Origin of the sequence: Myxococcus sp. CA056 (assembly GCF_013336715.1) — a bacterium.
In the GTDB taxonomy this organism is placed as follows: domain Bacteria; phylum Myxococcota; class Myxococcia; order Myxococcales; family Myxococcaceae; genus Myxococcus; species Myxococcus llanfairpwllgwyngyllgogerychwyrndrobwllllantysiliogogogochensis.
In genome coordinates this window covers 196147-215948 of the sequence record NZ_JABUMT010000010.1, presented here as the reverse complement: position 1 = coordinate 215948, position 19802 = coordinate 196147, and the positions used below count along the sequence as shown (strand labels likewise).

7 protein-coding genes are annotated in these 19802 nt (G+C 68.4%); 3 read left to right on the top strand and 4 right to left on the bottom strand.

The window, feature by feature from the left end; all coding sequences use genetic code 11:
* Nucleotides 1–14: 14 nt before the first annotated feature.
* The gene (locus HUA76_RS31815) at nucleotides 15–7757 is read left to right on the top strand and encodes an amino acid adenylation domain-containing protein (RefSeq protein ID WP_371823544.1); all 7743 of its coding nucleotides are present in this window, start codon (nucleotides 15–17) and stop codon (nucleotides 7755–7757) included.
* On the opposite strand, the gene HUA76_RS31810 is transcribed toward HUA76_RS31815, so the two are convergent.
* On the bottom strand, nucleotides 7754–11518 hold the full coding sequence (locus HUA76_RS31810; RefSeq protein ID WP_174462933.1) for a type I polyketide synthase: 3765 nt from the start codon (nucleotides 11516–11518) through the stop codon (nucleotides 7754–7756). The genes HUA76_RS31815 and HUA76_RS31810 overlap by 4 nt on opposite strands.
* Nucleotides 11519–11622: 104 nt before the next feature.
* Here HUA76_RS31810 and HUA76_RS31805 point away from each other — a divergent pair, with 104 nt between their 5' ends.
* Entirely contained in the window at nucleotides 11623–15636 is a 4014-nt protein-coding gene (locus tag HUA76_RS31805; protein ID WP_174462932.1) for a non-ribosomal peptide synthetase, read from the top strand.
* Nucleotides 15637–15711: 75 nt separating this feature from the next.
* Here the strand turns inward: HUA76_RS31805 and HUA76_RS31800 are convergent, their stop codons facing one another.
* Nucleotides 15712–16155, bottom strand: a complete 444-nt coding sequence (locus HUA76_RS31800) for a hypothetical protein (protein ID WP_371745662.1) — start codon at nucleotides 16153–16155, stop codon at nucleotides 15712–15714.
* Between the two features lie 52 nt (nucleotides 16156–16207).
* Entirely contained in the window at nucleotides 16208–17860 is a 1653-nt protein-coding gene (gene hflX / locus HUA76_RS31795) for a GTPase HflX (RefSeq protein ID WP_174454758.1), read from the bottom strand.
* 164 nt (nucleotides 17861–18024) lie between these two features.
* On the opposite strand from hflX, the gene proB reads away from it, so the two are divergent.
* Entirely contained in the window at nucleotides 18025–19152 is a 1128-nt protein-coding gene (gene proB / locus HUA76_RS31790; RefSeq protein ID WP_371745663.1) for a glutamate 5-kinase, read from the top strand.
* A 25-nt stretch (nucleotides 19153–19177) separates the two neighbouring features.
* On the opposite strand, the gene HUA76_RS31785 is transcribed toward proB, so the two are convergent.
* Nucleotides 19178–19642, bottom strand: a complete 465-nt coding sequence (locus tag HUA76_RS31785) for a hypothetical protein (protein WP_141642701.1) — start codon at nucleotides 19640–19642, stop codon at nucleotides 19178–19180.
* Nucleotides 19643–19802: the final 160 nt, after the last annotated feature.

The window sequence follows — 19802 nt, the reverse complement described above, 5'->3', positions numbered from 1 at the left end:
TGCCGGAGTTGCCGGTGCAGTACGCGGACTACGCGGTGTGGCAGCGGGAGTGGCTGAAGGGGGAGGTGTTGGAGGAGCAGTTGTCGTGGTGGAGGGCGAGGCTGGCGGGAGCCCCAGAGGTGCTGGAGGTGCCGACGGACCGACCGAGGCCGGCGGTGCAGGGGTATCGCGGTGCGAGCGTGGCGGTGAAGCTGTCCTCGGAGCTGAGCGAGAAGCTGAAGTGCTTGAGTCGGCAGGAGGGCGTGACGCTGTACATGACGCTGCTGGCGGGCTTCCAGGTGTTGCTGGCGCGCTACAGCGGACAGTGGGACGTGGTGGTGGGTTCGCCGGTGTCTGGGCGGACGACGAAGGAAGTGGAGGGCTTGATTGGCTTCTTCGTGAACACGCTGGTGGTGAGGACGGAGGCGTCGAGCGAGCTGACATTCCGCGAGATGTTGGGGCGTGTGAAGGAGTCGGTGCTGGGAGCCTTCGGGCACCAAGAGGTGCCGTTCGAGAAGCTGGTGGAGGCGTTGCAGTCGAGCCGTGACTTGAGTCGCGCGCCCCTGGTCCAGATTGCCTTCGGCTTGAACGGGCCCGCTGAGTTGCCGGCGCTGCCGGGGTTGTCCTCGGTTGAGGTGACGTACGAGCCGGGCATGGCGAAGTTCGACCTCGCGCTGTCGGTGCGTGAGGACGCGGAGGACCTGACGGGCTTCTGGGAACTCAACACGGACCTGTTCGACGCGGCGACCGTGGAGCGCATGGCGGCGCACTTCCAGCAAGTGCTGGAGGCGGCGGTGGAGAATCCGGAGGCGAGGCTGAACGCGCTTCCGATGTCGGGGCACCAAGAAGTGCCGGTGAAGGTGCCGGTTGTTCGTCTCCAGGCTCGGCGGTTGGACCGGCTGGCTCCGGAGGTCGTGCCGGAGGGGTTCATTGCTCCGCGGACGGCCATCGAGGAGCTGGTGGCGGCAGTCTGGGCTCCACTGCTGGGCGTGAGGCACGTGGGGGCCGAAGACAACTTCTTCGAGCGGGGAGGGCACTCGCTGCTGGTGATGCAGGTGGCCTCGCGGCTGCGCGAGGTGTTGGGCCGAGAGGTGTCGGTGCGGACGCTCTTCGAGGCGCCCACTGTCGCCACGCTGGCCAGGAGCCTGGAGAGCGGTGGTACCGGGCAAGGACGGCCAGCGCTGGTGCCCACGACTCGCACGGAGGCTCCGCCCCAGTCGTTCGCACAGCAGCGCCTGTGGTTCCTGGACCGGCTGGAGCCGAACAGCCCGCTCTACAACATTCCCCTCGCGATACGACTGACGGGGGCGATGGACGTCGCCGCCCTGGAGCGCTCCTTCCACACGTTGGTCCGTCGCCACGAGTCCCTGCGGACGACCTTCGAGCAAGGCGACCAAGGGGCGGTGCAGCACATCCAGCCCTTCGCGCCAGTGCCGCTGCGAGTGGTGGACCTGAGTGGCCTCCCTAGCGAGACCCGAGAGCAACAGGCGCTCCGACTGGGGGGCGAGGAAGGACGGCGCCCGTTCGACCTGGGAACGGGCCCGCTGCTGCGAGTGACGCTGTTGAAGCTGAGCGAGCAGGAGCACGTGTTGGTGCTGGTGCTGCACCACATCGTCGCGGACGGCTGGTCGATGGGCGTGCTCACGAAGGAGCTGGAGACGCTCTACAGCTCCTTCGTGAAGGGCGAGGCCGCAACGTTGCCGGAGTTGCCGGTGCAGTACGCGGACTACGCGGTGTGGCAGCGGGAGTGGCTGAAGGGGGAGGTGTTGGAGGAGCAGTTGTCGTGGTGGAGGGCGAGGCTGGCGGGAGCCCCAGAGGTGCTGGAGGTGCCGACGGACCGACCGAGGCCGGCGGTGCAGGGGTATCGCGGTGCGAGCGTGGCGGTGAAGCTGTCCTCGGAGCTGAGCGAGAAGCTGAAGTGCTTGAGTCGGCAGGAGGGCGTGACGCTGTACATGACGCTGCTGGCGGGCTTCCAGGTGTTGCTGGCGCGCTACAGCGGACAGTGGGACGTGGTGGTGGGTTCGCCGGTGTCTGGGCGGACGACGAAGGAAGTGGAGGGCTTGATTGGCTTCTTCGTGAACACGCTGGTGGTGAGGACGGAGGCGTCGAGCGAGCTGACATTCCGGGAGATGCTGAGGCGTGTCCGGGACGCGGTCCTGGGCGCGCTCACGCACCAGGAGGTGCCGTTCGAGAAGCTGGTGGACGCGTTGCAGTTGTCTCGCGACTTGAGCCGCTCGCCGTTGGTGCAGGTGTCCTTCGCGCTCCAGAGTGCGCCGTCGGGGGCCCTCTCGTTGCCGGGGCTCACGCAGCAGCCGATGGACCTGGGAACGAGGACCGCCAAGTTCGACCTCGCGTTGTCCATGGGAGAGGACGCGGAGGGACTGTCAGGCACCTGGGAGCTGAACACGGACCTATACGACACGGCGACCGTGGAGCGCATGGCGACGCACTACCAGCGGTTGCTGGAGGCGGTCGTCGAGGTGCCGGAGGCGACCCTGCGTGCGCTGCCGATGCCTGGGCATCGCGAGGTGCAGGAGAAGGCTGTCGGTTCCCGCATCCAGTCACGCCAAGGCGAGCGCGTGATTCCGGAGCAGGGGTTGGAGGACTTCATCGCGCCCAGGACCGCGATGGAGGAGCTGGTGGCGGAGACCTGGGTCCCGCTGCTGGGCGTGAAGCGGTTGGGCGCGGAGGACAACTTCTTCGAGCGGGGAGGGCACTCGCTGCTGGTGATGCAAGCCGCGTCGCGGCTGCGAGCGGCGTTGGGGCACGAGGTTCCGGTGCGCATGCTCTTCGAGGCACCCACGGTGTCCTCGTTGGCCACGAGTCTGTCCGTGTTGGCGCGGGGTGGGCTCGGGGTTCGGAGTCCGCCGCTGCTCCCCGCATCGCGGGTGGATGCACCACCCCTGTCTTTCGCGCAGCAGCGCTTGTGGTTCCTCGACCGGCTGGAGCCGAACAGCCCGCTCTACAACATCGCCCTGGCCGTGACGATGGAGGGCGTGCTCGACATTGGCGCGCTGGAGAAGGCGTTCCATGCGCTGGTTCACCGCCACGAGTCCCTGAGGACGACGGTCCGACAGGTTGCGCTCGGTGCGGTCCAGCACATCAGTCCTTCCATGGCGGTCCCGCTGCCCGTGGTGGACCTGCGCGGGCTGCCCGTGGAGGCCCGAGCGCATGAAGCCTTGAGGCTCGGGATGCAGGAGGAACGGCGTCCTTTCGACCTGGGCACGGGTCCGCTGCTGCGAGTGACGCTGCTGAAGCTGAGCGAGCAGGAGCATGTGCTGGTGCTGGTACTGCACCACATCGTGTCCGACGGTTGGTCGATGGGCGTGCTCACGAAGGAGCTGGAGGCGCTCTACACCGCCCATGCGAAGGGCGGGGACGCGGCGTTGCCGGAGTTGCCCGTGCAGTACGCGGACTACGCGGTGTGGCAGCGAGAGTGGCTGAAGGGGGAGGTGCTGGAGGAGCAGTTGTCGTGGTGGAGGGCGAGGTTGGAGGGCGCCCCCGAAGCGCTGGAGCTGCCGACCGACCGACCGAGGCCCGCGGTGCAGGGGCATCGTGGCGCGAGCGTGGCGGTGAGGCTGTCCTTCGAGCTGAGCGAGAAGCTGAAGCAGTTGAGCCGGCGGGAAGGTGTGACGCTGTACATGTCACTGCTGGCGGTGTTCCAGGTGCTGCTGGCGCGCTACAGCGGACAGTGGGACGTGGTGGTGGGTTCGCCGGTGTCTGGGCGGACGACGAAGGAAGTGGAGGGGCTGATTGGCTTCTTCGTGAACACGCTGGTGGTGAGGACGGAGGCGTCACGTGCGCTGACGTACCGGGAGCTGCTGGCCCAGGTCCGGGAGTCGGTGCTGGGCGCCTTCGCGCATCAGGAAGTGCCGTTCGAGAAGCTGGTGGACGCGTTGCAGTTGTCTCGAGACTTGAGCCGCTCGCCGTTGGTGCAGGTGTCCTTCGCGCTCCAGAGTGCGCCGTCGGGGGACCTGTCGTTGCCAGGGCTCGCGCTGCGTCCGCTGGACCTGGGGACGCAGGTGGCGAAGTTCGACCTCGCGTTGTCCGTGCGAGAGGACGCGGAGGGAATGGCGGGGTACTGGGTGTTCAACACGGACCTGTTCGACACGGAGACCGTGGAGCGCCTGGCCATCCACTACGAGCGGTTGCTGGAGTCCGCCGTGGCGATGCCCGAAGCGCGGCTGGATGCGCTCGGGATGCCTGGGCACATTGAAGTGCCGGAGAGGACGCCGTCCGCTCGCATCCACGCCCATCGCACGGAGCGGCAGGATTCCGAGCAGATGTCGGAGTCCTTCATCGCGCCCAGGACGGCGATGGAGGAGCGGGTGGCGGAGATCTGGGCTCCGTTGCTTGGCGTGAAGCGCGTTGGCGCGGAGGACAACTTCTTCGAGCGAGGAGGGCACTCGCTGCTGGTGATGCAGGTGGCCTCGCGGTTGCGCGAGCTGCTGGGCCGCGACGTGCCAGTGCGGGTGCTCTTCGAGGCACCCACGGTGTCCGCGCTGGCCTCTCGATTGGATGAACTCTTGAAGGACGGACTCAGGGCAGGTCGTCCAGAGTTGGTCCGCACGGAACGGACGGAGGCACTGCCTCAGTCGTTCGCGCAGCAGCGCTTGTGGTTCCTCGACCGGTTGGAGCCGGGTGGCTCGCTCTACAACATCGCGCTCGCGATGAAACTGGAGGGCGTGCTCGACGTGAAGGCTCTGGAGCGTGCCTTCAATGAGCTGGTCCGTCGTCACGAGACCCTGAGGACGACCTTCCATCAGCATGCGCAGGGGGCCGTGCAGCGCATCCACGCCGCCGCGTCCCTGCCGTTGTCCGTGGTGGACCTGAGTGGCCTCCCCGTCGAAACCCGAGAGCAAGAGGCCCTCCGACTGGGCGCCGAAGAAGGACGGCGTCCGTTCGACTTGAGCGCGGGCCCGCTGCTGCGAGTGGCGCTGCTGAAGCTGAGCGAGCAGGAGCACGTCCTGGTGCTGGTGCTGCACCACATCGTGTCCGATGGCTGGTCCACGTGGGTGCTCACGAAGGAATTGGAGACGCTCTACGGCGCCTACGTGAAGGGCGAGGCCGCGACGCTGCCGGAGTTGCCCGTGCAGTACGTGGACTACGCGGTGTGGCAGCGGGAGTGGCTGACGGGGGAGGTGCTGGAGCAGCAGTTGTCGTGGTGGGGGACGAAGCTGGCGGGAGTCCCCGAAGCGCTGGAGGTGCCCACGGACCGGCCGAGGCCGGCGGTGCAGGGGTACCAGGGCGCGAGCGTGGCGGTGAAGCTGTCCTCTGAGCTGAGCGAGAAGTTGAAGCAACTGAGCCTGCGAGAGGGCGTGACGCTGTACATGACGCTGCTGGCGGGCTTCCAGGTGCTGCTGGCGCGCTACAGCGGCCAGTGGGACGTGGTGGTGGGCTCGCCAGTGTCGGGGCGGACGACGAAGGCGGTGGAGGGGCTGATTGGCTTCTTCGTGAACACGCTGGTGGTGAGGACGGAAGCGTCGGGTGAGCTGACGTTCCGGGAGATGTTGGGGCGTGTGAAGGAGTCGGTGCTAGGGGCCTTTGGGCACCAGGAAGTGCCGTTCGAGAAGCTGGTGGAGGCGCTGAACCTGAAGCGCGACATGAGTCGCGCGCCGTTGGTCCAGGTGGTGTTCCAGCTCTTGAACACGCCTTCGGGAGACCTGTCGTTGTCCGGTCTCACGCAACGCCCGTTGGACCTGGGGCTTCGCGCCGCCAAGGTCGACCTCGCGCTGGGATTGAGAGAGACCGCCAACGGTATCGAGGGAGGCCTCGAGTTCAGCAGCGACCTGTACGACGTCGCGACCATGGAGCGCTTCGGAGAGCACCTGGAGCGCCTGCTGGAAGGCGCGGTGACCGAGCCGGGCCGGCGACTGCGAGACCTTCCGCTTCTGAGTGTGTCCTCACGGCAGTCGCTGCTGGCACGGGGCGGCAGCGAAGCGCCCTTCGAGGGTGAGTGCCTGCACCGGTTGTTCGAGGCCCAGGTCGCACGAACGCCCGAGGCTGTGGCGGTCGAGATGGAGGGGCAGACGCTGACCTACGCCCAGCTCGACCGGAGAGCCCACAAGTTGGCCACAGTGTTGCGCAAGTGGGGCGTGAGGCCCGACGTGGTGGTGGGCCTGTGCCTGGGGCCGAGCCTCGACTGGGTCGTGGCGATGCTCGCCATCCTCAAGGCGGGCGGCGCCTACCTGCCGATGGACCCGGAGCATCCACCGGAGCGCCTCGCGTACATGTTGGATGACGCGAAGGTCGCGCTGCTGGTGTCGCGCTCGGAAGAGGCGTCGCAACTCGCCTACTCGGGGGCCACCGTGTTGCTGGATGAAATCGGTGAGCTCGATGACCTGGTGGGCGCGGAGTCGCTGGCGCCCGAAGTCACGGCGCGAAACCTCGCGTATGTCATCTACACGTCGGGGAGCACAGGGCGCCCGAAGGGGACGCTGCTTGCGCACCGGGGCGCGGCGAACCTGGCTGAGTCCTTCCCCTCGGTGCTCGGCGGTCTTGGCCCGGGCGACAGGACGTTGATGTTCGCGACGGTGAGCTTCGATGCCTCCGTGGCGGAGGTCTTCCCCGCACTGCTGAACGGGGCGACGCTGGTCCTGGCGCGGCGCGCGCAGATGGCACCTGGAAGGCCATTGACGGAGTTGCTCGCGCGCGAGCGAATCTCCGTGGCGACCCTGCCGCCGTCGGTCCTGGCGATGATGCCGGTGGTCGAGCTTCCCAGGCTTCGAGTCCTGCTCTCCGCCGGCGAGTCCTGCACCGAGGAACTGGTGGCACGGTGGAGCCCGGGGCGACGTTTCATCAATGGCTATGGCCCGACGGAAGGAACGGTGGCCGCGACCTGGGGCGAGTGCTTCCCGGGAACACGTCCCACGATTGGCAGGCCGTTGCGCAACGTGGTGGTGCGGGTGATGGATGACGCGGGCAATCTGGCTCCCACGGGAGTCTGGGGCGAGCTGTACCTCGGTGGCGTGGGACTGGCGCGAGGGTACCTGGGGCGTCCGGACCTGACGGCCGAGCGCTTCGTCCCGGACCCGTATGGTGAAGGGGGACGGCTGTATCGAACGGGTGACGTGGTGCGGCTGCTCGAAGACGGAAGGTTCGAGTACCTGCGCCGCGCCGATGCCCAGGTGAAGGTGCGCGGTGTGCGCGTCGAGCCCGCGGAGGCGAGTGCCGCGCTCGCGGCGCATCCGGAGGTCCGCTCCGCCGTGGTCATGGGCCGGGAAGACACGCCGGGAGACATGCGGTTGGTGGCGTATGTGGTGCCGACGGAGGAGGCCACGTTGACGGCCGATGTGCTGCGCGCGTGGTTGAAGCGCTCATTGCCGGAGCCGTGGATTCCGTCGGTGTTCGTGGTGCTGCGCGAGTTGCCGCTCACACCGAATGGGAAGGTGGACTGGAATGCGTTGCCCTCGCCCGAGGCGCACCGGCCAGAGCTGAGCGGTGGTTACGTCGAGCCTCAAGAAGGCCTGGAGCAGGTGATCGCCCAACTGGTGGCGGAGGTGCTGAAGCTGGACCGCGTGGGCGCGGACGACAACTTCTTCGACCTGGGCGGCAACTCGCTCCTGCTCCAGATGTTGCAGATGAAGTTGGAGGAGCGACTGGGGCGCAAGGTGCCGTTGGTGTCGCTGCTCCAGTTCCCCACCGTGCGCACGCTCGCCGCTCAGTTGGGGCCCGCACCGGAGCCGGAGGCGCCTCGTCAGCCCGCGACTTCCGGAGACAGACGTGAGGGCCTCCAGCGATTGGCACAGCAGCGGCGGCGCCGGCCGGGCTCGGATTAGCGCAGCAAGCGCGCCAATTTTGCTCCGAGCACCTCGACATGGGGTGCTTGCAGCATCGTGTGGTGATCGCCAGGGACGACCTCCACGCGCGCCGCCGCGTCCAGGTCCAACCAGCCAAGCTCCGGGTGAGGTGGGAAGCCAGGAGGTGGCTGTTGGGCGCGGAAGTATTGGAACTCGCCTCCGCTCCAGCGCGGCGGCACGTAGAGACTCAATGCCCGCGTGTTCGCGCGCAGCACGTCCAGTTGTCTGCGGGCCGCTTCGAATTCCGAGAAGGGGGGCTCGATACCGTCCCGCGCCGCTTCCTCCTGGAGCAGGCGGAACTGCTCTTCGACGGACAAGTCCTTCGGCCACTCGGTGGAAGGTGTGAACGTCTTCCCCGCGCGGAAGGTCAGCAGCGAGACCTGGTCCGCGAGTTCCACGGAGACGTGCCCAGGTGGCGGCGTGTCCAGGAGCGCGCAAAGGGGCACGCTGTCGCCTTCAGCCGACAGTCGGCGCGCCATCTCGTAGGCGATGGTTCCACCCAGGGATGCACCCACGAGCAGATAGGGACCTCGGGGCCGTACGGTGCGAAGCGCAGTGAGGTAGTGCTCCGCCATCTGCTCCACGGTGGTGTGGCACGTGGTGCCCGAGTTGAGTCCCACAGACTCGAAGCCGTACATGGGCCGCTCGGGAGCGAGGTGTCTCGCCAGCTCACGGTAGAAGAGCACCTGTCCACCGGCTGCATGCACGAAGAAGACGGGCACCCCGTGAGTTCCCTCCTGGAGTCGCACGAGGCAACTGGGGGCCGTGGGTGCGGTGTCGCGAGCACCTTCTCCAATGCGCGCGGCGAGTCGCGCGATGGTGGGAGATTCCAGCACGGCCTTCAGTGGAAGCCGCGCTCCAAGTCGGTCCTCGATACGGGCACTCAATCGCAAGGCGAGGAGGGAGTCGCCACCCAGCGCGAAGAAGTCGTCATGGATGCCGATGTTCTCCAGGTGGAACGTGAGCCGGAAGCACTCGAGCAACACCTGCTCCGTGGCATCGCGAGGCGCCGAGGCGCGCGGGCCCTCGTCGCGACCCATGGCGGGCCGCACTTCTTCGCGGGCTTCCACGGCACGAGTGGTCGAGGGCGCCGTGGGAGCCGTGGCGGGCTCAATCCAGTGTCGCTCCCGGTCGAAGCTGTAGCCCGGCAGTGGGACGCGTCGGCGCCGCTCTCCGGCGCGGAAGCGCTCCCAGTCGATGGTGATGCCCGCGAGCCAGGCCTCTCCGAGTGACGCGAGTGGATGCGGGGGCTGCTCGGCGGAGGCGGACGCCAACGTGGAGAGGACGGGCTGCGAGGTGCGGGTCGGATGTCGCCGCGCGAGCGAAGACAGCGCCGTGCCCGGGCCAACTTCGATGAAGGCGCGGTCTCCCGTGGAGAGCAGCAGGTGAAGTCCGTCGGAGAAGCGGACTGTCTCGCGCAGATGGCGGCACCAGTACAGTGGGTCCGCTGCTTCGCGCTCGCCGAGCCAGCGCCCGGTGACGCTCGACACCACGGGCAACTTGGGGGCACGGGGGGAGAAGCGGGAGACCACGCGTGCGAAGTCCGCCAGATGTGGTTCGAGCATCACCGAGTGCGCCGCGCGACTCATACGCAGTCTCCGCGTCTCGACGCCTCGCGTGGCGAGCGCGGTCTCCAGGGCATCGAGCGCCTCCAGCGGGCCCGAGAGGACGCAGTCGGAGGGTGTGTTGATGGCCGCCACGGACAGCAGGGGATTCAGCAGGGGCTCCACCTGGGCCAGCGGCGCGAGGACCGCCGTCATCCCGCCAGGAGGGAGCCGCTCCATGATTCTGCCGCGCGCGGCGACCAGCTCCAACGCCTCTTCGAGCGTGAAGACTCCGGCCAGACAGGCCGCGACGTACTCGCCCAGGGAATGGCCGAACAGCGCCTCGGGCTGGACACCCCGGGACAGCCAGAGCTGCGCCAGCGCCCAGTCACAGGTGAACAGCGCCGCCTGGGTCCACACCGGACGTGCCAGCTCACGAGCCGCCGTGTCGTAGCGCTCCGGGGGCGCGAACATCACCTCGCGCAGGTCACCACCGAGCGGGGCATGCAGCAATGCGGCACATCGGTCCACGGCTTCGCGGAACGCGGGCTCACCGAGCAGCTCCGCGCCCATGTTCACTCGCTGCGTGCCTCCGCCCGGGAACAGGAAGACGGCGCTTCTTCGCTCTGCTTCATCGAAGGCGGTGCGAGGTCGAAGTGGGTCGCCCTGGTGCCTCAAGCGCGCGGAGGTCTCCGAGAGCGTGCTCGCGGTGACGAAGCGTCGCCAGCCGAAGCGATTGCGTCCGACTTGAAGGGTGTGGGCCACGTCCGCGAGCGCGGCCTGGGTGTGGCCCAGGTGCTCGGACAGCTCCGTGGTCATCCGCTCCAGCGCGGTCTCGGACCTGGCCGACAGCAACACCAGTTGTTGTTCCGCACGAGGCGGGTCGCTCGCCGGAGTGGGGGCCTCTTCGAGCACGACGTGTACGTTGGTGCCGCCCATGCCGAACGAACTCACCCCCGCGCGTCGAGGGCCCGCGCTGTTCCAGGGACGAGGCTCGGCCACGACGTAGAAGGGACTGCCCGCGAGCTCCAGCAGGGGATTGGGCTGACGGAAGTGGACGGTGGGCGGAAGCTGTCGGTGCTCCAGCGCCAGCACCGCCTTGATGAGTCCGGACACTCCGGCCGCCGCGTCGAGATGGCCCAGGTTGCTCTTCACCGAGCCCAGGCCGATGGTGCCGGGGGCCACGCCTTGGAAGACCTGCTTGAGCGCGGTGACCTCGACAGGGTCTCCCAGCGGCGTGCCCGTGCCGTGGGCTTCGATGAAGGAGATGGAGCGGGGTTCGACTCCGGCCAGGGCCAGTGCATCGCTGATGGCGGCGACCTGCCCGGAGACGGACGGCGCGGTGAAGCCCGCCTTGCTGCTGCCATCGTTGTTGGCGGCGGAGCCGAGGATGACCGCGCGAATCGGGTCTCCATCCGCGAGCGCGTCCTCCAGTCGCTTGAGGAGCACCACGCCGACACCGTTGCCCGGCACGGTGCCCGCCGCCTGGGAGTCGAAGGCGCGGCAGTGTCCATCAGGTGAGGAGATGCCTCCCTCCTGCGTGGGGTACGCGACGAGCTGCGGAGAGCGCACGGCCGCGCCTCCCGCGAGCGCGAGGTTGCACTCCCCCGCGAGCAGCGCCTGACAGGCGAGGTGCACCGCGGTCAGCGATGTGGAGCACGCCGTCTGCACCGTCATCGCGGGCCCGGTGAGGTTCAGCTTGTAGGCCACGCGCGTCGCCAGGAAGTCGCTGTGCGTCCCGAGGATGCTCTCCGTCCAGTCGCTGGAGCGCCGCTCCATGCTGGGCAGGACGTTCGTCAGGAGATAGGTGCTGAGCGAAGCGCCGCCATAGATGCCCACGTGCAGCGGCCGGGCCCGCGCGGCATACCCCGCGGACTCGAGCGCCCCCCAACAGCACTCCATGAAGAGGCGTTGCTGGGGGTCGAGCTGCTCGGCCTCGCGAGGGGAGTAGCCGAAGAAGCGCGCGTCGAAGAGGTCGGCATCCGCGATGACACCCGCCGCCGCGACCCAACCTTCGTCCGAGGGAAGTCCGGCCTTCGCGCGCTGCTCGGCATCCAGCACCGTGACGGATTCAACGCCCGAGATGAGGTTGGACCAGAAGCGCCGTGCGTCCGAAGCGCCCGGAAAGCGCAGCGACAGCCCGACGATGGCGATAGCCGTCGGGCCGGGCGGCTCATGAGACACGTTCTCACCCATCCCCGGACTAGAGCATGGCTGGATGCGCGAGTTGAACGTGGATGGCCTCGTACGCTGATAAAACTGATTTAAGCTGGAATAACAGTCGCTGCGGAGGGTCCGCCATGAGTGCGCCCGAGGTGAAGCGAGAGGTAGTGAAGGTGCGTGGCCTGCCCCCGTTGGTGCCCGTGCCGAGGGACTCGCCTCCGCCGTTGTCCTTCGCCCAGCAGCGCCTGTGGTTCCTCGCGCAGGTGGACGCGGGTGGCTACTCCTACAACGTGCCCTTCTTCGCGCGACTGAAGGGACGGCTCGACGTGGTGGCGCTCGAGCGCGCCCTGTCGGCGCTGGTGATGCGGCATGAAGTCCTGCGCACCACGTTTGGTGAAGAGGCGGGGCGGCCGGTGCAGCGCATCGCGCCCGACGCCGCGGTGACGTTGCTCGTGGAGCCCGTGGCAGGAGAGGACGAGGTCCTGCGCCACGCCGAGGCAGAGGCGCGTCGCCCGTTCGACCTGAGCGCCGGGCCGATGCTGCGCGCGCGGTTGTTGAGGGTGAGCGAGGACGAGCACGTGCTGATGTTGATGCTCCATCACGTCTCGTGTGACGGATGGTCCATGGGGGTGATGGAGCGCGAGCTGCGCGAGCTGTATGGCGCCTTCACCGAGGGACGCGCGCCGACGTTGCCCGGGTTGGCGGTGCAGTACGCGGACTATGCGCTGTGGCAGCGCGAGTGGCTGAAGGGGGAAGTGCTGGAGTCGCAGCTCGCGTGGTGGAAGGCGCTGCTGTCGGGAGCCTCGCCCGCGCTGGAGCTGCCCGTGGACCGGCCGAGGCCGCCGGTGCAGACGTTTCAGGGGGCTACTGTGGTGATGCCCCTCTCGCCGTCGCTCTCGCAAGCGGTGAAGACGCGAGGCCGCGCCGAGGGTGTGACGCCGTTCATGCTGTTGCTGGCGGGCTTCCAGGTGTTGCTGTCCCGGTACAGCGGCCAACGGGACGTGGTGGTGGGGATGCCCATCTCCGGGCGGAACCGACGCGAGTTGGAGAGCCTCATCGGTTTCTTCGTCAACACGCTCGCGCCGAGGCTGGACGTGGATGGGGAGGAGTCCTTCCGGGCGATGCTCGGACGGGTGCATCGGATGTGTCTGGGGGCCTACTCGAATCAGGACGTCCCGTTCGAGACGGTGGTCGAGGCGATGCGGCCGGTTCGGGACTTGAGTCGTTCACCGTTGTTCCAGGTGATGTTCGTCATCGAGGGACCGCGCGCCCTGCCGTCCCTGCCCGGGCTCACGGCGAGTCAGGTGGTCTTCGACTCCGGCATGGCGAAGTTCGACCTCACGTTCTTCCTGCGAGAGACGGCCGAGGGCTGGGTCGGAATCTGGGAGTACAACAAGGCGCTGTTCGACGAGGCGACCCTGCGGCGGATGGCGGGTCACTACGTCACGCTGATGGAGGGACTCCTCGCGGACCCAGGGCGCCGCGTCGGCGATGTGTCGTTGCTGGATGATGCGGAGCGGCGCGCGTTGCTGCGTGAGTGGAGTGGACGCGCGGATTCGAGCGCCGTGCCCGGCTTGATGCACGCGTGGGTCGAGGCGCAGGTGATGCGCTCGCCCGATGCCGTGGCCGTGACGGACGGACAGTCGTCGCTGACGTACGCGAGCCTGGAGCGGCGTGCGAATCAGCTCGCGCATCACCTGCTGGCGTTGGGCGTACGGCCCGGAGGCACGGTGGGCCTGTGCCTGGAGCGGGCCTCCCTGGAGATGCCGGTGGCGGTGCTGGCGACGCTGAAGGCCGGCGCGGCCTTCCTCCCGTTGGACCCGAGCTATCCATCACAGCGCCTGGAGCAGATGTTGGAGGACACGGGTGCGCCCGTGGTGCTGGTGCACGGTGCGCTGGAGCGCGCGTTGCCCGAGCGCACGGGGACACGGCGCGTCCGGTTGGAAGAGGAGGCGGGACGGATCGAGGCGCGGCCCATGCACGCTCCGGCCGTTCCGCTCTCACCGGAGACTCCCTGTTACTTCGTCTACACGTCGGGGAGCACGGGGCGGCCGAAGGGCATCCTCATGTCCCATCGCGCGGTGGGGAACATGCTGCGCTGGTTGCTCGCGCGCACCGTGGACGCGGGAGCGACGACGCTCCAGTTCGCCTCGCTGAACTTCGATGTGTCGTTCCAGGAGTTGTTCGGGACGTGGTGCCTGGGAGGCACCGTGCTGCTCGTGGGGGAGGAGGAGCGAAGGGACCCGGTGGCCTTGCTGCGACGCATGGTGACTCACGGCGTGGGGCGGTTGTACCTGCCCTTCGTGGCGCTCCAGGCGTTGTGCGAGGTGGCGCAACACGAAGCCGTGCTGCCGCCGCTGCGCGAAGTGGTGACGGCGGGTGAGCAGCTGCAGGTGACTCCCGCGCTGGTGTCCTTCTTCGAGCGGCTGCCGGGGTGCGTGCTGGAGAATCAGTACGGCCCTTCGGAGGCCCACGTCGTCACGGCCTGGAGGGCGCATGGACCGCCCGCGACGTGGCCCGCGCTGCCTCCGGTAGGCGTGCCCATCTCGAACGTGAAGGTGTACGTGCTCGACGAGCGGGGTGCTCCGAGTCCCGTGGGTGTGGTGGGAGAGGTGTACGTCGGGGGCGCGAGTCTCGCGCACGGTTACTGGGAGCGGGCGGAGCTGACGGCGGACCGGTTCATTCCGGATGCGCTGAGTGACGAGCCGGGCGCGAGGCTGTACCGCACGGGGGACAAGGCGCGGTGGTTGGGGGATGGGAATCTGGAGTTCCTGGGGCGGGTGGACGGGCAGGTGAAGGTGCGCGGCTTCCGAGTGGAGCTGGGCGAGGTGGAGGTGGCGCTGAAGGCGCTGCCGGGTGTGAAGGACGCGGTGGTGGTGGTGCAGCAGGAGGAGGGTGGGGAGAAGCGACTGGTGGGCTACGTGGTGCACGCGGAGCCGTGGGACGCGGAGGCGTTGAGGTCGCGACTGGAGCAACGGCTGCCGGAGTACCTGGTGCCGAGTGTCCTGGTGCGCCTGGAGGCCCTGCCGCTGGCTCCCACGGGCAAGGTGGACCGCAAGGCGCTGCCCGCACCGGGACGCCATCAGCTCGCGTCACGGAGGGCGCACGAAGGTCCGCGCGACGAGCTGGAGCGGATGCTGGTGCGCGTGTGGGAAGAGGTGCTGGGCGTGAGCCCCGTGGGGGTGACAGAGGACTTCTTCGCGCTGGGCGGCCACTCGCTGATGGCCATTCGATTGCTCGCACGCATCCGGGGCGCGGTGGGCAGGGTGCTGCCGGTGGCAACGCTCTTCCATCGCGCGACGGTGGAACATGTCGCGTCCGTGTTGCGTCGGGAGTCCGCGATGTCCGCTTGGAGTCCGCTGGTGCGATTGCAGGAGGGACAGGGACAGCGGCCCTTCTTCTGTGTGCACGCGGTGGGCGGAACGGTCCTGAGTTACGCGGAGCTGGCGAAGTCGTTGGGTCCCGAGCAGCCGTTCTTCGGGCTCCAGTCGCAGGGGCTGGAGGGAGATGTGCCTCCGTGCGAGCTCATCCCGGAGATGGCGAGCCTCTATCTCTCAGCGATGAGGGAGGTTCAGCCACGCGGGCCGTATCGGCTCGGAGGTTGGTCGATGGGGGCCAGCATCGCGTGGGAGATGGCGCACCAGCTCCAGCAGCAAGGCGAGCGGATAGAGGTGCTCGCGCTCATCGACGGCTTCGTGCGTCCGTTCGATGGAGAGGGCGCGGCGCCTGGGCACGATGAGGCCCGGCGCTTCGGCGCGATGTTCTACACGGACCTGATGCGCGCGGCGGGGAACGCTGTCGCGATGACCGACGAGGAACTCGCGCGAGAGGACCCCGAGACGCTGATGCGCACCCTGGCGGCGGCGAACCCGAGCGGAGTCCAGTCACTCGAAGCCCTGCGCCGGGTCTTCGAGGTGAACCTCCTGGCGGCGTGGCGCTACGTGCCGGCTCCCTACTCGGGGCCTGTCATCTCCATCGAGGCCACGGGCACCACGCGTGTGCACGGCTGGGAGCAGGTGGCGACGGGCGAACTCACCGTCCACGCGATTCCGGGTGACCACTACTCCATCTTGCGCGGCCCCGACGTGACACGGCTCGCGTCACTGCTTCGTGAGCACCTCGGGCGGGCTCGAGACCTCACGACGCGGTGAGGATGGCGGCATCCCGGAATCGCATCCCAGGCTCGAATGGCACGCCGCCGGATGCTCGAAGCAACCCCGGACCGCTCAGTACCGGCGGACGCTCGGCTCCGGGCCGGAGCCTCGGATGCGCCAGACGGTGAGGCGCTGCGAGTTGGTGTGGCTCACCACCATGCCGTCCTGCTGCATCTGCTCCAGCAGGCGGTTCGTCTTCAGTCGGTCCAGTCCCACGGCCTTCGCCAGGACGTCACCGGGGAGGCCGGTGATGTTGCGGCGCAGCTCGTTGACGATGGCCTTCTTGAACTCGTTCTTCTGCAGGCCGTCCAGGTCCTGCGTCTTCCACGCCTGGAGGACGCCCGCGGTGATGAGCACCAGCGTCAGCACCGCCACCAGCGGGTAGATGATGTGGCTGTTCTGCTCCAGAATCTCGAAGTACTTCGGAGACATGGAGGAGACAGGACGGGTGTAGTCCGGAACTATCTGCGCGAGCAGGCCGGAGAGCTGCAAGGACAATGCGGGAAAGGTCGCCACGGCTCCCCAACTCTAGGGGGAGCCGCGCCTGCCCCGCAACTCGCACGCCGCGTCAGATGACGCCCATGGCCTCGGAGGCGCCCTCGGCGAACAGCGTCGTGTCCGCCTTGGCCAACAACGTGGCGAGCCCCTCGCGCGACTGGGCGCTGATGGCCACCCCGCCCCGCGAGCGCAACAGCGCCTCCACTTCCTCCGCCGGCATCAGGTCCGCCTTGTTCCAGACCATCAACCGGGGCTTCTCCATCAAATCCAGCGACGAGAGGATCTTCTCCACTGCCTCCACCTGCTCGTCCCGCGCCGGGTCCGCCGCGTCCACCACGTGCAGCAGCAGCGTCGCGTCGTACAGCTCTTCCAGCGTGGCGCGGAAGGCCGCCACCAGGTCCTTGGGCAGGTCCCTGATGAAGCCCACCGTGTCGGTGATGATGACCTCGCGCTCCTGAGGGAAGCGCAGCCGGCGGCTCGTCGGGTCCAGCGTGGCGAACAGCTTGTTCTCCGCCAGCACCTGCGCGTTGGTAATCGCGTTGAGCAGCGTGGACTTGCCCGCGTTGGTGTAGCCGACGATGGAGATGACCGGCAGCTCGCGCCGGTTGCGCTGTGCACGCCGCACGCTGCGCTCCTTCCCAATCGCGTCGATGCGCTTCTCCAGATGCGTGATTCGCTCGCGCACCCGGCGTCGGTCGATTTCGAGCTTCGTCTCGCCAGGGCCTCGCCCGCCGATTCCACCCGCGAGCCGGCTGAGCGAGTCGTCGCTCTGCACCAGCCGGGGCAGCCGGTACTTCAGCTGCGCCAGCTCCACCTGGAGCTTGCCCTCCGCGCTCTGTGCCCGCTGCGCGAAGATGTCGAGGATGAGCTGCGTGCGGTCCAGAATCTTGAGGCTGGTGGCCTCGCCGATGTGGCGCCCCTGCGAGGGGGTGAGGTCCTTGTCGAAGATGAGCAGGTCCACCATGGACTGCATGGAGCGCAGGTTGAGGTCTTCCAACTTGCCCCGGCCGATGAGGTAGCGAGGGTCCGCCTCGCGCTTCACCTGGAGCACGCTGTCGACGACCTCCACCCCCGCGGTGCGGGCCAGCTCGCGCAGCTCCGCGAGGCTCGCTTCCGCCCGCCCCCGGTTCCCGTCCAGGCACACCGCGACGAGGATGGCCTTCTCCCGCCCGCCCACCGCGCGCGCCGCCGCCTTGCGGCTGAACTCCTCCTCCAGCGCGCCCAGCGTGTCCGTCAGGTCCGGCTGCTCGCCGTGTACGGAGGGCAGGGTGGAGACGTGCCAGAACTCGCCGGTGCCGTTCTCCGGCACCAGATAGGCGTAGTGCAGCACGCCCGGCAGGCCCTCCTGGCCCACGCCCACGGCGGCCACGCAATCCAGGCGCAGGAGCGCGAGGTCCGTCAGGTCGTCCTTGGTGAGCGGTTCGCTCTTGAGGTGCGTATGCACCAGCCGCAGGCCACGCAGACGCACCTGGCCCGCGCGGGCACGGCCAATGTCGGGCAACTCGAGCTTGTGGGCGTTGCCCACCACCACGTGCTCGATTTCACCCTTGCGGTTGATGAGCACGCCCACCTGGCGGTTCGTCTCGTGGGACAGCTCGGTGAGGTGGCGGGCGAGCTCGGGCGACACGATTTCGTGTGGAGACACGCGCCGGCGGAAGGTGTTGCGCAGCCGGTGTTGCTCGTTCGCCTTGAGGCCCAGGGTGTTGCCGAAGATTTCCTTCAAACGCTTGCTCCTCTGACGAGGACCGGCCGTCCTCGTCCTTCCCGGCACTGTATACGGCGCCGCGTCCGGGTGGCTGACACCGCCGTTGCCGGCCGGATTGCCGGAACCGTAGTGAACACACGGCCCTTGCGCGCTGTTTCCATTTCCGTCCTAGGCTGCCGTGCGTGAGTCACTCGGGACGTAACGCCCTGCGCGCCGCGAAGCGCGTGGTCGTGAAGATCGGCACCAACGCCCTCACCCATGCCACCGGCCGCTTCAACCGCGAGCACTTCGTGGCGCTGGGCAGGGACTTGCTGTGGGCGGCCCAGGGCCGCGAGCTGGTGGTGGTGTCCAGCGGCGCCATCGCCCTGGGCGTGGAGCGACTGGGCCTGTCCGCTCGGCCGAGGGACATCCCAGGCAAGCAGGCGTGCGCCGCGGTGGGACAGAGCCGGCTCATGCAGGCCTACGAGGACGTCTTCGGGGGGCAGGGGCAGGTGGTGGCGCAGGTGCTCCTCACCCACGAGGACATGCGTGACAGGCGGCGCTACCTCAACGTGAAGCACACGCTGGAGCGCCTGCTGTCCGCCAGTGTGGTGCCCGTCATCAACGAGAACGACACCGTCTCCGTGGATGAGCTGAAGTTCGGCGACAACGACACGCTCGCGGGACTGGTCGCGGGCGTGGTGGAGGCCGATGCCCTCGTGCTCCTCTCCGACGTGGATGGCCTGCACACCGCCGACCCGCGACGGGACGCGGGGGCCCGCCTGCTGGAGACGGTGGAGGCGGTGACTCCCGAGGTCCTGGCACTCGCCGGAGGCACCTCCAGTGGCGTGGGCACGGGCGGCATGGCGACCAAGGTCCGCGCCGTCGCGAGCGCCGCGGAGCAGGGCATCCGGGGCGTCATCACCTCCGGCTCCGTGCCCGGCCGCCTGCGCGCCGTGCTGGAGGGCGAGCCCGTGGGCACCCTCTTCGAACCCACGGGAGCGCGCAGGGGTTCGCGTGCCGCGTGGATTGCCCATGCGCTGCGCCCGCTGGGCACACTCACCGTGGATGCCGGGGCACGCGAGGCCATCGTCCAGGGCAAGCGCAGCCTGCTGCCCAGCGGGGTGCGCGGCGTGGAGGGGGACTTCGACCGGGGCGACCCGGTGGATCTGGCGGACGAGTCGGGAGCGGTGTTCGCGCGGGGCCTCGCCTCGTACGACGCCCTGGAGCTGAGGCGCATCGCCGGACGGCGGACGTCCGACATCGAGTCGGTGCTGGGCTACCGCTACCTGGACGAAGCCGTGCACCGCGACGACCTGGCGGTGCTCTAGCGCTGCTGGACGGGAGGGACGCGGGTCAGATGGAGCAGGCGGAGGAGCCGTTGCCGCCATCCGTGCCCAGCTGCATCAGCGCGCGGAACTCCGGAGAGTCCACCTTCATCAGGAGCAGGGACACTTCCAGCTCCCCGGGCACGCGGCCGAGCTGCAGCTTGCGCTGCTGCCCGTGGAGGAGCGCGAGCTCGGAGTGGCCCTTGGCTTCTGGCAGGAGCAGGTCCAACTGGAGGAGGAACGATTCGCCGTCCGCGCGGGGCATCAGCACCAGTCGGTAGTCGGCGAGCGGAGCTCCGGGCCGGCGGCGCTCGGCGCGCAGCGTGCGACCCGTCTCTCCCAGGAGCTTGGGCTGGGCCACCAGTCGGCCTTCGCGCCAGACTTCCACGGCGAAGTAGAGAGGCTCGGCTCCAGCGGACGAAGGCATCACCCCACAGGCCAGCCCCAACAGCAGTGCCAGCCCGGCAACCACGTTACGGAAGGTGCGGTACATGGTGAGGTCCCTTCTGAAGCTGGCGCAGGAATATCCCAAGTCGCGCCCGTAGTGCGAGCCCTCCTTGGGAGGTCTTCGGGTTCCTACCCGAATGACAAATATCACACAGATGAATACCTGCTTGCCTGTTCAGTCAAGGCCAGCTAACTGCCTGCCCCCC

What these genes read in the sequence shown, in the direction of transcription:
- HUA76_RS31785 (WP_141642701.1), bottom strand. Translation starts at nt 19,642, where the DNA reads ATGTACCGCACCTTCCGTAACGTGGTTGCCGGGCTGGCACTGCTGTTG.
- HUA76_RS31810 (WP_174462933.1), bottom strand. Translation starts at nt 11,518, where the DNA reads ATGGGTGAGAACGTGTCTCATGAGCCGCCCGGCCCGACGGCTATCGCC.
- HUA76_RS31805 (WP_174462932.1), top strand. Translation starts at nt 11,623, where the DNA reads ATGAGTGCGCCCGAGGTGAAGCGAGAGGTAGTGAAGGTGCGTGGCCTG.